13 protein-coding genes and 1 other RNA gene are annotated in these 14,464 nt (G+C 70.4%); 12 read left to right on the forward strand and 2 right to left on the reverse strand.

Features of this window, described 5'->3' with window-relative positions; all coding sequences use genetic code 11:
* Window positions 1-71: 71 nt before the first annotated feature.
* The 3 genes from ACIPJI_RS00170 to ACIPJI_RS00180 all read left to right on the forward strand — a co-directional run bounded on the left by ACIPJI_RS00170 (window position 72) and on the right by ACIPJI_RS00180 (window position 3,476).
* A complete protein-coding gene (locus ACIPJI_RS00170; RefSeq protein WP_402243677.1) occupies window positions 72-1,343 on the forward strand; it encodes a serine/threonine-protein kinase in 1,272 nt (423 codons plus the stop codon).
* 61 nt (window positions 1,344-1,404) lie between these two features.
* Window positions 1,405-2,511: a peptide chain release factor 2 gene (gene prfB, locus ACIPJI_RS00175; protein WP_053557245.1), complete on the forward strand. Its 1,107-nt coding sequence runs from the start codon at window positions 1,405-1,407 to the stop codon at window positions 2,509-2,511.
* A gap of 269 nt (window positions 2,512-2,780) precedes the next feature.
* Window positions 2,781-3,476, forward strand: coding sequence for a hypothetical protein (locus tag ACIPJI_RS00180; protein ID WP_356622032.1), 696 nt, complete (start codon window positions 2,781-2,783; stop codon window positions 3,474-3,476).
* 104 nt (window positions 3,477-3,580) lie between these two features.
* Here the strand turns inward: ACIPJI_RS00180 and ACIPJI_RS00185 are convergent, their stop codons facing one another.
* Window positions 3,581-3,766, reverse strand: coding sequence for a hypothetical protein (locus ACIPJI_RS00185; protein ID WP_159691530.1), 186 nt, complete (start codon window positions 3,764-3,766; stop codon window positions 3,581-3,583).
* A gap of 247 nt (window positions 3,767-4,013) precedes the next feature.
* On the opposite strand from ACIPJI_RS00185, the gene ftsE reads away from it, so the two are divergent.
* The 5 genes from ftsE (at window position 4,014) to ssrA (ending at window position 7,890) form a co-directional block, all read left to right on the forward strand.
* Window positions 4,014-4,703 carry a cell division ATP-binding protein FtsE gene (gene ftsE, locus ACIPJI_RS00190; protein WP_005316903.1) on the forward strand — a complete coding sequence of 230 codons (690 nt, stop codon included), beginning with the start codon at window positions 4,014-4,016 and terminating at the stop codon, window positions 4,701-4,703.
* 32 nt (window positions 4,704-4,735) lie between these two features.
* Window positions 4,736-5,653 carry a permease-like cell division protein FtsX gene (gene ftsX / locus ACIPJI_RS00195; protein WP_005316905.1) on the forward strand — a complete coding sequence of 306 codons (918 nt, stop codon included), beginning with the start codon at window positions 4,736-4,738 and terminating at the stop codon, window positions 5,651-5,653.
* Between the two features lie 67 nt (window positions 5,654-5,720).
* Window positions 5,721-6,878: a S41 family peptidase gene (locus ACIPJI_RS00200; RefSeq protein WP_307706692.1), complete on the forward strand. Its 1,158-nt coding sequence runs from the start codon at window positions 5,721-5,723 to the stop codon at window positions 6,876-6,878.
* An 18-nt stretch (window positions 6,879-6,896) separates the two neighbouring features.
* On the forward strand, window positions 6,897-7,376 hold the full coding sequence (gene smpB / locus ACIPJI_RS00205) for an SsrA-binding protein SmpB (protein ID WP_307706691.1): 480 nt from the start codon (window positions 6,897-6,899) through the stop codon (window positions 7,374-7,376).
* Window positions 7,377-7,520: 144 nt separating this feature from the next.
* Window positions 7,521-7,890, forward strand: a transfer-messenger RNA (tmRNA) gene (gene ssrA, locus ACIPJI_RS00210).
* Between the two features lie 27 nt (window positions 7,891-7,917).
* On the opposite strand, the gene ACIPJI_RS00215 is transcribed toward ssrA, so the two are convergent.
* Window positions 7,918-9,264, reverse strand: a complete 1,347-nt coding sequence (locus ACIPJI_RS00215; protein ID WP_402243679.1) for an MFS transporter — start codon at window positions 9,262-9,264, stop codon at window positions 7,918-7,920.
* 82 nt (window positions 9,265-9,346) lie between these two features.
* On the opposite strand from ACIPJI_RS00215, the gene ACIPJI_RS00220 reads away from it, so the two are divergent.
* The 4 genes from ACIPJI_RS00220 to ACIPJI_RS00235 all read left to right on the forward strand — a co-directional run bounded on the left by ACIPJI_RS00220 (window position 9,347) and on the right by ACIPJI_RS00235 (window position 14,444).
* On the forward strand, window positions 9,347-10,312 hold the full coding sequence (locus ACIPJI_RS00220; RefSeq protein WP_402243680.1) for a LysR family transcriptional regulator: 966 nt from the start codon (window positions 9,347-9,349) through the stop codon (window positions 10,310-10,312).
* A 158-nt stretch (window positions 10,313-10,470) separates the two neighbouring features.
* Window positions 10,471-11,127, forward strand: a complete 657-nt coding sequence (locus ACIPJI_RS00225) for a hypothetical protein (protein WP_402243681.1) — start codon at window positions 10,471-10,473, stop codon at window positions 11,125-11,127.
* A 69-nt stretch (window positions 11,128-11,196) separates the two neighbouring features.
* Window positions 11,197-13,317, forward strand: a complete 2,121-nt coding sequence (locus ACIPJI_RS00230) for a glycosyltransferase (RefSeq protein ID WP_307710372.1) — start codon at window positions 11,197-11,199, stop codon at window positions 13,315-13,317.
* Complete coding sequence (locus ACIPJI_RS00235; RefSeq protein WP_402243683.1) at window positions 13,314-14,444, forward strand: acyltransferase; 1,131 nt, start codon at window positions 13,314-13,316, stop codon at window positions 14,442-14,444. The genes ACIPJI_RS00230 and ACIPJI_RS00235 overlap by 4 nt, the downstream gene beginning before the upstream one ends.
* Window positions 14,445-14,464: the final 20 nt, after the last annotated feature.

Below are 14,464 nucleotides of genomic sequence, written 5' to 3' on the forward strand. Positions count from 1 at the left end.
TCATCCGGGGCACACAGGCCCCTGATGCCCGCGTACGTTGTGGGGCAACGCCAGCCGCTGAGGGAGCAGTCTTGGCACGGAATATCGGCAGCCGGTACACGGCCCACCAGATCCTGGGGCGGGGCAGCGCCGGCACGGTGTGGCTCGGCGAAGGACCCGAGGGGCCTGTCGCCATCAAGCTTCTTCGCGAGGACCTCGCGTCCGACCAGGAGCTGGTCGGACGCTTCGTCCAGGAGCGCACCGCCCTGCTCGGGCTCGACCATCCCAGGGTCGTCGGCGTCCGCGACCTCGTCGTCGACGGCAACGACCTGGCGCTGGTCATGCAGCTCGTGCGCGGTACCGACCTGCGGACACGTCTCGACCGTGAGCGCCGGCTCGCGCCGGAGGCCGCCGTCGCGATCATCGCGGACGTCGCCGAGGGACTGGCGGCGGCCCACGCGGCGGGCATCGTGCACCGGGACGTCAAGCCGGAGAACATCCTGCTCGACATGGAGGGCCCGCTCGGCCCCGCCGGCTCGCACCCCGCGCTCCTCACCGACTTCGGCGTCGCCAAGCTGATCGACACCCCGCGCCGCACCAAGGCCCAGCGGCCCACCGGAAGCGGTGCGCCGAACCCCTCGGGCATCATCGGGACCCCCGACTACATCGCGCCCGAGATCGTCGAGGGTCTGCCGCCCCGCGCGGCGGTCGACATCTACGCCCTCGCCACGGTCCTCTACGAAATCCTGGCCGGCTTCACCCCGTTCGGCGGCGGGCACCCCGGCGCGGTCCTGCGCCGCCACGTCACGGAGACCGTGGTGCCCCTGCCCGGCATCCCCGACGAGCTGTGGCAGCTCATCGTCCAGTGCCTGGCCAAGGCGCCCGCCTCCCGGCTGCGTGCCTCCGAGGTGGCGGCCCGGCTGCACGACCTGCTGCCGACGCTGAAGGGCATGCCGCCCCTCGACGTCGACGAGCCCGACGCGGAGCCGGCCGCCGAGCCCTACGAGGACGCCCTGCCGCCCACTCCCGGGGAGCCGCGCCGCCGTGGCGCCGTCCCGCTCGTCCCCGGCGCCGCCCCGGCCGACTCCAACCGCGACACCCACACCTCGATGCGCGTCCCCGCGCCCGACGAGCTCGCCGGTGGCGCCCACGGCACGGCGAGGGCACCGCGCGCCCCCGGCCAGCGCCGGCCCGGGTCGGCCCGCAACAGGTCGACCGCGGTCCGCAGGCGCCGGATCACTCTCGGTGTGGCCGCTCTCGCCGTCGTCGCGGCGGTCGGCATCGGTGGCTGGCTGGCCGTGAGCGACGACGACGGCCAGGTACCGCCCCCGGATTTCCAGCAGTCGGCGCCCTCGGAGCCCTAGCGCCGCTGCCGGCCGTCCGGGGCCAGCACGGGTCCGGCCGCTCAGCCGTTACGCTGGACCCGTGGCAGTCGTCGATGTATCCGAAGAGCTGAAGTCCCTTTCCTCGACCATGGGGTCGATCGAGGCCGTTCTGGACCTCGACAGGATGAGGGCAGACATCGCCGTGCTCGAGGAGCAGGCGGCGGCACCGTCCCTGTGGGACGACCCCGAGGCGGCGCAGAAGATCACCAGCAAGCTTTCCCACCTGCAGGCCGAGGTCCGCAAGACGGAGGCACTCCGCGGCCGGATCGACGACCTCGAGATCCTCTTCGAGCTCGCGGAGGCCGAGGACGACCCGGACGCGCGGGCCGAGGCCGAGGCCGAGCTGGAGTCGGTGCGCAAGGCGCTGGACGAGATGGAGGTCCGCACCCTCCTGTCCGGCGAGTACGACGAGCGCGAGGCGCTGGTCAACATCCGCGCCGAGGCCGGCGGTGTCGACGCGGCGGACTTCGCGGAGCAGCTCCAGCGCATGTACCTGCGCTGGGCCGAGCGGCACAACTACGGCACCGAGGTCTACGAGACCTCGTACGCGGAGGAGGCCGGCATCAAGTCGACCACCTTCGTCGTCAAGGCGCCCTACGCGTACGGCACGCTCTCCGTCGAGCAGGGCACGCACCGGCTGGTGCGTATCTCGCCCTTCGACAACCAGGGCCGACGTCAGACGTCCTTCGCGGGCGTCGAGGTGCTGCCGGTCGTCGAGAAGACCGATCACATCGAGATCGACGAGTCCGAGCTGCGCGTGGACGTCTACCGCGCGTCGGGCCCCGGCGGCCAGGGCGTCAACACCACCGACTCCGCGGTGCGGCTGACGCACATCCCGACCGGCATCGTGGTGTCCTGCCAGAACGAACGCTCGCAGATCCAGAACAAGGCGAGCGCGATGAACGTCCTCCAGGCGAAGCTGCTCGAGCGCCGCCGCCAGGAGGAGCAGGCCAGGATGGACGCCCTCAAGGGCGACGGCGGCAACTCCTGGGGCAACCAGATGCGTTCGTACGTGCTGCACCCGTACCAGATGGTCAAGGACCTGCGCACCGACTTCGAAGTGGGCAATCCCCAGTCGGTACTTGACGGTGAGATCGACGGATTCCTCGAAGCGGGAATTCGCTGGCGCAAGCAGCAGGACAAGTAGCGAAGAGCTTTGTCGACAAGGGAACTGCCGCCCAGGGGGCGGCAGTTCCCTTTTATGTCACAGTTGCATCCCCGCAGGTCAGGCAACTGACAGCATTTCGGACATCGCGTCCGCTAACGACCTTGACGCCCTTGCCAGAACTGGGAAAGGTGGCACGCGGCATGCGTAATTCTGGGGCGTGTGCGAACGGGGGCAAGTGCAACGGCTCCTGAACCCGCTGCCCCTGACGCTGCTCCGACAACGAGATAGCTACTGGGGGTAGCAGCCAGATGACCAAAAAGACGCGGATCCGTGTCGCACGTATAGCCGCCGGCGCCGTGATCGCCGCGGGTGCGTCGCTGACCGCCGCAGGCGCCGCGAGCGCCGTCGGAATCGGGATCGACGTCGGCCCCGTCGAGGTGTCCGCCAACGCCGGCGAGGGCGGCATCGACGCCGGCATCGGCATCAAGGACGACTGCGAGATCGACCCGACGCTCTGCAGCACGCCGCCGGTGGACCCGCCGACCACTCCGCCGGTGGACCCGCCGACGACCCCGCCGGTGGACCCGCCGACCACTCCGCCGGTGGACCCGCCGACGACCCCGCCGGTGGACCCGCCGACCACTCCGCCGGTGGACCCGCCCACGACCCCGCCGGTCGACCCGGACCCGACCGAGGACCCGGACCCGACCGAGGACCCGGACCCGACCGAGGACCCGACGCCGAGCAACCCGGGCGACGGTAACGACAACGACACCGACGGTGGCGTCATCGACGGTGACGCTCCGGTCGGCGGCGGTGACGGTACCGACACCGACAGCGCCGGTTCCGAGCCGGTGCAGCAGGGTGAGGCCAAGGAGGAGCTGGCTGAGACCGGCGCCGCCGAGACCACCTTCCTGCTGCTGGGCGCCGCGACGATGATCGCCGGTGGCATCGGATTCCGTATGCTGCCGCGCCTCGTCGGCGGTGGTCGCACCGTCGCCTGACCGGCACGGTGCGTAGCTGACAGCTGACACAGAAGGGCCCGGAGTGCTCGGCACTCCGGGCCCTTCTGCCGCTCTCTCCGGCCGTACCGGCGCGCGGGGCGCGCCTAGACCGCCAGCAGGGCCACCGCGGCGACCAGTACCACCAGCAAGGCCAGCAGTGTCACCGGGCTCAGACCGGCGAAGGGGCCGTCTCCCTGCTGCAGCCGCTCACGATTCGCCCGGCACACCGGGCAGCGGCCCTCGGCGACGGGCGCCGCGCAGTTGGCGCACACCAATCGGTCATAGGTCATGCGCTCTCCTCTCCCGCGCCGGGGCCGCAGGCGCGGACCGCAAGCACATTTCTCTCGAGACAACGCCCGGGGAAACGCGACTGTTCCCCTACCACTGTGCCAGCTCCCGCGCTTTTCGTCGCGGCCCGCCGGATTTGCCCCCGATCGATGAACGGACAAAATGCGCAAGTCAGGACGGGGACTGCGCGGCCGTGGCGCAGTCGCGTAAGGTCACGCTCACCTACTCCCGGCCGACCGTGGTGCACCCGTGATCCGATTCGACAACGTCTCCAAGACATACCCCAGGCAGAACCGACCTGCTCTGCGCGACGTCTCCCTCGAAATCGAGAAGGGCGAGTTCGTCTTCCTCGTGGGCTCTTCCGGTTCGGGCAAGTCGACGTTCCTGCGGCTGGTCCTGCGTGAGGAGCGTGCCAGTCAGGGCATGGTCCATGTCCTGGGCAAGGACCTGGCCAGGCTTTCCAACTGGAAGGTGCCGCAGATGCGCCGCCAGCTGGGCACCGTTTTCCAGGACTTCCGCCTCCTGCCCAACAAGACCGTCGCGGAGAACGTGGCGTTCGCCCAAGAGGTCATCGGCAAGCCGCGTGGCGAGATCCGCAAGGCCGTGCCCCAGGTGCTCGACCTCGTCGGGCTCGGCGGCAAGGAGGACCGGATGCCCGGTGAGCTGTCCGGTGGTGAGCAGCAGCGCGTGGCCATCGCCCGCGCCTTCGTCAACCGCCCGATGCTGCTCATCGCGGACGAGCCGACGGGAAACCTCGACCCGCAGACCTCTGTCGGCATCATGAAGCTGCTCGACAGGATCAACCGCACGGGCACCACGGTGATCATGGCGACCCACGACCAGAACATCGTCGACCAGATGCGCAAGCGCGTCATCGAGCTCGAGAAGGGCCGTCTCGTACGCGACCAGGCGCGCGGCGTCTACGGCTACCAGCACTGAGCCCGGACAGACTGAAAGGCTGAAAGCACGCCATGCGCGCCCAGTTCGTCATGTCGGAGATCGGCGTCGGTCTCCGCCGCAATCTCACGATGACCTTCGCGGTGATCGTCTCCGTAGCCCTCTCGCTCGCCCTGTTCGGCGGCGCGCTGCTCATGCGTGAGCAGGTCAGCACGATGAAGGACTTCTGGTACGACAAGGTCAACGTCTCCATCTTCCTCTGCAACAAGAACGACGCGGCGACCTCGCCCCAGTGCGCCAAGGGGGCCGTCACCACCGCGCAGAAGGAGCAGATCGAAGCCGATCTGAAGAAGATGGACGTCGTCGACGTGGTCCACCACGAGACTGCGGAACAGGCGTACAAGCACTACCGCGAGCAGTACGGCGACACCCCCATCGCGTCCACCATCACCCCGGACCAGATGCAGGAGTCGTTCCGGGTGAAGCTGGACGACCCGGAGAAGTACAAGGTCGTGGCGACCGCCTTCGCCGGCCGGGACGGGGTGCAGTCCGTCCAGGACCAGCGCAACATCCTGGAGAACCTCTTCTCCCTGATGAACGGCATGAACGTGGCCGCCATCTTCGTCATGGGCCTGATGCTGATCATCGCGCTGATGCTCATCGTCAACACCGTGCGTGTTTCGGCGTTCAGCCGTCGGCGTGAGACCGGCATCATGCGGCTCGTCGGCGCCTCGAGCTTCTACATCCAGATGCCGTTCATCATGGAGGCCGCGTTCGCGGGCCTGTTGGGCGGTGCGGTCGCCTCCGTGATGCTGCTGGTGGGCCGTTACTTCCTGATCGACCACGGCCTGGCGCTCTCCGAGAAGATGCAGCTGGTCAACTTCATCGGCTGGGACGCCGTGATCACCAAGTTGCCGCTGGTATTGGCGATCGGGCTGCTGATGCCCGCTGTGGCTGCTTTCGTCGCATTGCGCAAGTACCTGAAGGTGTGACAAGCGCCCCGGGCGTCGTGCGGTCAACCTCCGTACGGCGCCCTTTGCTTGTCCTAGACTCGACGCCATGTCGGACCCCGAGTTCAGTCCCCGGCCCCACGGCATCCGCCGCGGGGCCGTGCTGACGTTGGCCTTCGGAGTCGTCCTCGCCACCGCCGCGGCCACCAACTGCCTGCCGCACGACGAGCCGGCCTCGCCCCGTCCGCTCTCCGCGCATGCCGCCGCCGCGACGGTGGACCGTGAGGACGTCGCCCGCGCCGCCGCGAAGGCCGCGGCGGAGGGGAAGTCGGGCACCAAGGCGGCGGAGGAGGTCGTCAGCCGCAGCGGCGACCGCTGGGGCGCCGTCTACGACAAGCACGAGTACGAGGAGTTCGCCAAGGCGCTCGACGGGGAGTACACCGGCGTTGGCCTCGGCGCGAGACGTGCCGCGGACGGCCGGATCGAGGTGGCCAGGGTGCAGCCGGGCAGCCCTGCCGAGCGGGCCGGGATAAGGGCCCGCGACCGGCTCCTCGCGATCGACGGCCGCGACACCGCCCGGCGGCCGGTCACCGAGGTCGTGGCCCTGCTCAGGGGCGCCGACGGCACTGCTGTGACGGTCGACCTGGAGCGGGACGGGCGCCGCTGGTCCGAGACCCTGACGCGCGCCCGGCTGACCACGGAGACGGTCACCGTGGACCGTCTCCCCGACGGTGCGGTGGTGATCAGGGTCTCCTCGTTCACCAAGGGCACCGGCGAGCGGGTGCGCAAGGCCGTGCGCGAGGCCCCCGCGGGCGCAGGGGTCCTGCTCGATCTGCGCGGCAACGAGGGCGGCCTCGTCTCCGAGGCGGTCACCGCGGCGTCGGCCTTCCTCGACGGCGGCCTCGTCGCCACGTACGACGTGCGAGGCGAGCAGCGCGCTCTCCATGCCGAGCAGGGCGGTGACACCGAGCGGCCCGTGGTCACGCTCGTCGACGCCGGCACCATGAGCGCGGCCGAGCTCGTCACGGGAGCGCTCAAGGACCGTGGCCGTGCGGTCACGGTCGGTACACGGACCTTCGGCAAGGGCTCGGTGCAGATGCCGAGCAGGCTGCCCGACGGCTCGGTCGCCGAACTCACCGTCGGTCACTACCGCACCCCGTCCGGTCACAGTGTCGACGAGAAGGGCATCACTCCCGACCTCGTGACGGCCGAGGGGGCCGAGAAAAGGGCCCGGACGGTATTGAGTGGCCTCGGGGGCGGGTCGTAGTGCGAAAATGTCCGCACTATGGCTAAGGAAACAGGGCGCAAACTGATCGCGCAGAACAAGAAGGCGCGGCACGACTACCACATTCTCGACACCTACGAGTGCGGTCTCGTGCTGATGGGCACCGAGGTGAAGTCGCTGCGCCAGGGCCGGGCCTCGCTCGCGGACGGCTTCGTCCAGATCGACGGCAACGAGGCATGGCTGCACAACGTCCACGTGCCCGAGTACAGCCAGGGCACCTGGACGAACCACAGCGCACGCCGCAAGCGCAAGCTGCTGATGCACCGGGAAGAGATCGACAAGCTGGAGTCGAAGTCGCAGGAGACGGGGCACACCATCGTGCCGCTGGCCCTGTACTTCAAGGACGGCCGGGCGAAGGTCGAGATCGCGCTGGCGAGGGGCAAGAAGGAGTACGACAAGCGCCAGACGCTGCGCGAGAAGCAGGACCGCCGCGAGGCGGACCGCGCGATGTCCGCCGTCCGCCGGAGGCAGCGGGCGTAGCACGCGACCGGCACCGGCCGCAGCCGCGCGGAATAGGCTGGCACCGGCCCGTGTTGTTCCCGTACGATGGCACCTGCCCCGCCTAGCCGGGGTCCGGCTCCGCAAGGGGTCGTGAGCTGTACCAACTCAATAGTGGTCAAACATGGGGATGATCGGTTTCGACAGCGGATGTCGAAGCAGGGGAAGCGTGTCGAGGAAGCGGCAATGATCTCGTAAACCATATGTCGCAACCAATAATCGCCAACACCAAGCGCGATTCCTTCGCCCTCGCTGCCTAAGTAGCGACTTGCGAAGTGTCAGCCCGGGGCTGTTCCCGACCCGGATCCTGGCATCAGCTAGGGAACTAAACCTACGAGCCCGGTCACGGGGCGCGTAGGGAAACCAAACAGTGACTGAGCCCGTCGGAGACTTGTCCGCGTGATCTCCGGGGCTGAGAAAAGCGCAGTGGACTGCACACGGAGAAGCCCTGATTCTGCACCGTTGGACGCGGGTTCGATTCCCGCCATCTCCACTCATCCCATGTACGACGAAGGCTCGGCGGCTACGGCTTCCGGGCCTTTTTCGTGTCCTGGGCCGTCCCCCACGCCAGTACGAGCGCGAGCGTCGCGGCGCACACCGGGATCGCGTAGCCCTGCGCCGCGCCCAGGTGCTCCACCATGTATCCGCCGCTCGCGGAGCCGGCCGCGACGCCGCCGAGCAGAGCGGTGACCGCGAGCGTCATGCCCTCGTTGATCTGCGCCGGCGGGGTCAGCCGCTGGACCATGGTCATGGCCGTCACCATCGTCGGGGCCGTCGCCATCCCGGCGACCAGCAGCGCGCCCGCCACCGCCGGCAGCGACCCGTTGCCCGCGGCGGCGAGCAGCGGCAGCGACATCAAGGCCGTCATCGCGGCGATGCAGGCGGGCAGCCCCGCCCCACGCCGGGACCGGCCGTAGAGCAGGCCGGCGGCGCAGGAACCCGCCGCCTGGAGCGCGAGGACCGGACCCGCGACCGGGCCGTCGGCGAAGGCGATGGTGACGACCTCCATCGAACCGAAGACCGCGCCCGTGGCGAGGAGGACCGCGAGCAGCGCGGGCATGCCGGCGGTCCGCAGCGGCGAGCCGGCCGGGACCCGTGGGGCGACCGGCGGCTCCGTGGAGCGTCGGCTCGCGAAGATCAGCACGCCCGTCAGCAACAGGACCGCGCCCACCAGCGTGCCGGCCTCCGGGAAGAGCGCGGAGCACAGGAACGCGGCCACAACAGGGCCGAGCATGAAGCAGAGTTCGTCGGCGGCCTGCTCGAACGAGTTCGCCGTGTGCAGCGCCGCCGCGTCCCCCCGGTACAGATGCGCCCAGCGGGCACGTGACATGCCGCCGGTGTTGGGGGTGGTGGCGGTCGCCGCGTACGCGGCGAAGAGCGTCCAGTCGGGCGCGTCGAGGCGTACGCACAGCAGCAGCGCGAGCGATCCGAGGACGGCCAGGGCGGTGGCGGGGACCGCGATCCGCGCCTGTCCGTACCGGTCGACGAGCCGCGCCGTCCAGGGAGCGACCAGCGCGGTGGCTGCCAGGCCGGTCGCGGTGACGGCCCCGGCGAGGGCGTAGGAGCCGCGGGACCCGGCGATCATGATGACGGCGCTGACGCTGAACATCCCCATGGGGAGCCGGGCGACGAGGTTCCCGGCGGTGAAGGCGCGGGTGCCGGGTGCGGAGAACAGCCGCCGGTAGGGGCCTGGTGGCCGGCCGGTTCCGGCGAAGGCCGCCGTGGGCGACCCGGTCCGGCGGCGCGGCGCGAGCACCAGCGAGTCGCCGGTGACCGCGAGCAGCGGTGCGCAAGCCGTGTCCTCGACACGGGCACGACGGGACACGGCGGAAGGAGGCGTGGCGGAACGCGGCATGGCTGGCCTGGGCATGGCTCCACCCTCGCTGCCGTCCCCGCCGCCGGTCCAACACCTGCTCGGTGGCCGTTCACGCACCTGTGTTGTTGAATGCGCTGTGCCCCGTGATCTGGAACCCAGGCTGCTCCGCGCGTTCGTCACCGTCGCCGACGAGCTGCACTTCACCCGCGCCGCAGCCCGTCTCTACGTCGCCCAGCAGGCCCTGAGCCGCGACGTCCGGCGGCTGGAAAGGGAGTTGGGTGTCGAACTGTTCGTCCGCACGACCCGGCAGGTCGCGCTCACGGGCGACGGCGAGCGGCTGCTGCCGTACGCCCGGCGGGTGCTCGAGACGCAGGACGAACTGCTCGCCGCCCTCTCCGGCGCCGCGCGGCCGCTGCTCGTCGACCTCAACAGCGCGGGCATGACATCGGGCCGGGTCCTGGAACGCGCCCGTGAACTGGCCCCCGACTGCGAGTTGATGGCCCGTTTCGAGAGTGGGCTCACCGGGGCCGCCGACGAGATCGCCGCCGGGCGTCTCGATGTCTCCTTCGGCCGGTTCGCCGGCCTGGACGCCGGCCGGCAGGCGCTGCTGGCCCAGCAGCCCGTACGGTACGAGCCGATGGCGGTCCTGCTGCCCGACGACCATCCGCTGGCCGACGGCGACCGGATCGAGTTGAACGCACTCGCGGGTGAGACCGTATATGCCGGTGCGGGCAACCCTCGGACGCTGGAGTGGACGGAGCTGGCACGGCTTCTCTTCGCCGGTCGGGGTATCGCCGTGGCGCCGCCGGCACCCATGGCCGTGGGGGTCGAGGAGTTCCGGCGGGTCATGGCGAAGACCCGCAACCCGGTCCTCGCGGTCGTGGGCTTTCCGGCCATGCCGGGGACGGTTCTTCGGCCGATAGTCGACCCCGTTCCGCTGTCGCCGTTGTCGATGGTCTGGCGTGCCGGGCTGCGGCATCCCGGCCTCGACGCGCTGCGGCGGGCGGCAGCCGAACTTGCCGCGCGCGAAGGGTGGCTGAAAAGGGTGCCCGACGGATGGTTGCCGGAACGTGATATGTCGCTGATGTGTGACAACCGCTGAGCGTGGCGCGCGACGTGCAGCAGGTTGCGCTACATTCATGGACCGGGTGAGTGAGTGGGATAGAAGCGCTCGGAGCGGGTTGGGGACCCGAATTCGGACGCGGCCGGTCGGTTGTGCGCGCACCCGATTCCAGTCAGTGGGGGGATGTGCCACAAGCCATGGAAAATTGGCAAGAAGACGTCGGTACCGGTCACACGCACGAGCCGCACGAGGTGACGATTCAACTCGACGGCCTCGGGCGGAAGCTGCGCGACCTGCCGGTGGAACCGATCGCCCTCCAGGACAGCGCGGAGGGGCCCGTCTTCGTCGACGAAAGCGGCCGGCGCAGCAAGAAGTTCCGCCGTATCGGCTGGGTCCTGGCCACCGCGTGCGCGGTCTACGCGATCACGCTCGTCGCCGCGCTCCTCGGTGGCAACTCCAGCGCGCCGTGGATGCCGGGCCTCGGGTCGGCCGGGGAGCAGCAGCCCGAGCACGTCGAGATCCAGCCCGCACCCACCGACCTCGTGTCCACGGTGCCCACGCCGAACGCCCCACCGGGCGTCCCCGCCCCCTCCGACTCCGCCGGCGCGGCCCTGCCGCTGCCCTCCGGCAGCGCGGGCGACAGCAGCCCGCTGCCGGACGTGCCGCCGCCCGCCTCGAAGTCCCCTTCCCCGCGGCAGCCTGCCCCCGGGACGGGTACCACCGGCCCGGCCGCGAGCCCCGGCGCACCCCGCAACAGCGCTCCCGCCCCGGCGGTCAGTCCTCCCGCGGACCCCGGCGCCTCCGCGGCGCCCAGTGATACTCCCGGACAGCCCGTGCAAGAAGGCGCACTGTAGATGACCCTCCCCGCCTCAGGGGCTCCGCGACGGCGGAGCCCCAAGCGCGTCGTACGCCGCAGACTGCCCATGCGCTATCTGCTTCCCGTGCTCTTCCTCGTCGCGCTGCTCGCGATGCTCATGCTGCGCGGCTATGTGCACAGCGAGATCCTCGCCGACCACCGCGTCCGGCCCCCGGCCCCCACGGACCAGGTCCCCCAGCACATACTCGACGGCGGTCCCGTCATCGACGCTCGCGACAAGCACAACCCCAAGGCGCTCAGCGTGCCCGACCAGCGGCTCGTGCTGACCTTCGACGACGGTCCGGACCCCGTCTGGACGCCGAAGGTCCTCGACGCTCTCGCCCGGTACGACGCGCATGCCGTCTTCTTCGTCACCGGCACCATGGCCTCGCGCCACCCGGACCTGGTCGAACGGATGGTGCGCGAGGGCCACGAGATCGGCCTGCACACCTTCAACCACCCGGACCTGTCCTTCCAGTCCACCGACCGCATCGACTGGGAGCTGTCGCAGAACCAGCTGGCGCTCGCCGGCGCCGCGGGCATCCGCACCTCTCTGTTCCGTCCGCCGTACTCCTCCTTCTCGGACGCCCTCGACAACGAGTCCTGGCCGGTCACCCAGTACATCGGCACGCGCGGCTACATCACCGCCTTCAACAACACCGACTCCGAGGACTGGAAGCGCCCCGGCGTCGACGCGATCATCAAGCGCGCCACCCCCAAGGGCACCCAGGGCTCCATCGTGCTGATGCACGATTCCGGCGGCGACCGCTCCCAGACGGTCGCGGCCCTGGAGCGCTTCCTGCCTGACATGAAGGAGCGCGGCTACCGGTTCACCAACCTCACGGAGGCGCTCGGCGTGCCCAGCGCCCACAGCCCGGTCACCGGACCGGAGCTGTGGAAGGGCAAGGCCTTCGTCGGCGCCGTCGCCGTCTCGGAGAACACCACGGAGGTCATGGTCGTCGGGCTCGCCGTGATCGGCGTGCTGGTCTTCGCCCGCTTCGGGCTGATGCTGATCCTTTCCTTCGCGCACGCCCGCAAGGTGCGCCGGAAGGGCTTCAGCTGGGGGCCTCCCATCACCAGGCCGGTGTCCGTGCTGGTCCCCGCGTACAACGAACGCGAGTGCATCGCCAACACGGTCCGCTCACTGATGGCGAGCGACCATCCCCTCGAGGTCATCGTCATCGACGACGGCTCCAGCGACGGCACCGCCGACATCGTCGAGGCGATGGGCCTGCGCGGCGTACGTGTCGTACGGCAGCCCAACTCGGGCAAGCCCGCCGCCCTCAACAACGGCATCAGGAACGCCCGCTACGAGATCGTCGTCATGATGGACGGCGACACCGTCTTCGAGCCGTCGACCGTCCGAGAGCTCGTGCAGCCCTTCGGCGACCCGCGCGTCGGCGCGGTGGCCGGCAACGCCAAGGTCGGCAACCGCGACACCCTCATCGGGGCCTGGCAGCACATCGAGTACGTGATGGGCTTCAACCTCGACCGCCGGATGTACGACCTGCTCGGCTGCATGCCCACCATCCCCGGCGCCGTCGGAGCCTTCCGCCGCACCGCGCTCGAGCGTGTCGGAGGCATGAGCGAGGACACCCTCGCCGAGGACACCGACATCACCATGGCCATGCACCGCGACGGCTGGAGGGTCGTCTACGCGGAGAAGGCACGCGCCTGGACCGAGGCCCCCGAGTCCGTGCAGCAGCTGTGGTCGCAGCGCTACCGCTGGAGCTACGGCACCATGCAGGCCATCTGGAAGCACCGCCGCGCCCTCGTGGAGAAGGGGCCCTCCGGCCGCTTCGGCCGGGTCGGCCTGCCCCTGGTCTCCCTGTTCATGGTGCTCGCCCCGCTGCTCGCGCCGCTGATCGACGTCTTCCTGCTGTACGGGCTGGTCTTCGGCCCCACGCAGAAGACCATCGCCGCCTGGCTGGGCGTCCTGGCGATCCAGGCCGTCTGCGCGGCCTACGCCTTCCGGCTCGACAAGGAACGCATGGTCCACCTCGTCTCCCTGCCGCTCCAGCAGATCCTCTACCGCCAGCTGATGTACGTGGTCCTCCTCCAGTCGTGGATCACCGCACTCACCGGTGGCCGGCTGCGCTGGCAGAAACTGCGGCGCACCGGGGCCGTCGAGGCCCCCGGAGTCGTCCAGCAGCGGCAGCGCGCCGGGGAGCGGAGGCCCGTCGCATGACCCCGTACACCGCACCGCAGACGGCGCCGCCGCAGCCGGCGGGCACCTCTCCGGTGCCCGCGGGCGGCCGGGACCGCTACTTCGACCTGCTCCGGGCGCTCGCCCTGTTCCGGGTCGTGCTCTACCACCTGGTGGGCTGGGCCTGGCTGCCGCTGGTCTTCCCGTCCATGGGCGTGATGTTCGCCCTCGCCGGGTCACTGATGGCGCGCTCCCTCGCCCGTCCGGCGCTCCAGGTGATCCGCAGCCGGGTACGGCGACTGCTGCCGCCGATGTGGGTACTGGGCGCCGTGGGCGTCACCGCGATGATCTTCGAGGGATGGCGCCCAGGCCCCTCCGCGGTCTTCTGGCTCCTGCCGTTGAGCGACCCGCCGTTCCTTGCCGCCGGCTGGGCCGGCGACCTGGCCGAGCCGCTCTGGTACCTGCGCGCCTATCTGTGGTTCGTGCTCCTGTCGCCGCTGCTGCTGCGCTGCCTGCGGAAGCTGCCGTGGGCCACCCTCGCCGCGCCGCTCGCCCTGTCCTTCGGGCTGGCCGCCGGTTATCTCTCCATGCCGGAGCGCATCGACTCGGCGCTCACCGACTTCAGCACCTTCGGGGCCTGCTGGATCCTGGGCATGGCCCGCCAGGAGGGCATCCTGGCCCGCCTGCCGCGCTACGTCGTGCCCTCCGTCGCGCCGTTCGTCATGCTGGCCGGTATCTGGTGGGCCCGCCGCAACGGCTTCGGCTCGGGCGCCGAGCTCGACGGCATCCCGCCGGCCGACGCCCTCTGGTCGCTCGGCGCGGTGATGCTGCTGCTGCACTTCAGCCCGTCGTGGGAGTCGTGGCCGCCGAAGCTGCGGCAATGGGAGAGCGTGATCACCCTCCTCAACGCGCGGGCGGTGACCGTCTACCTCTGGCACAACGTGTGCATTCTGGGCGCGGCGGCGCTGTGGGACGTCATGTGGGACGTCGACCTGCTCGCGGAGCAGGTCCCGTGGCTGCTGGACAGCTGGGTGCCGGTGCTGCTGCTCGCCTGGGCGCTGATCGCCGGGTGCGTCCTGGTCTTCGGCTGGGCCGAGGACCTCGCCGCCGGGCGCCGTCCGCGGCTGTGGCCCGACGGAGAGCCCCGGCGCCGCTCACACACCGCCTGACCGACGGGTGAGAGCAAGGT

This window comes from Streptomyces sp. NPDC086835, assembly GCF_044745705.1.
In the GTDB taxonomy this organism is placed as follows: Bacteria; Actinomycetota; Actinomycetes; order Streptomycetales; family Streptomycetaceae; genus Streptomyces.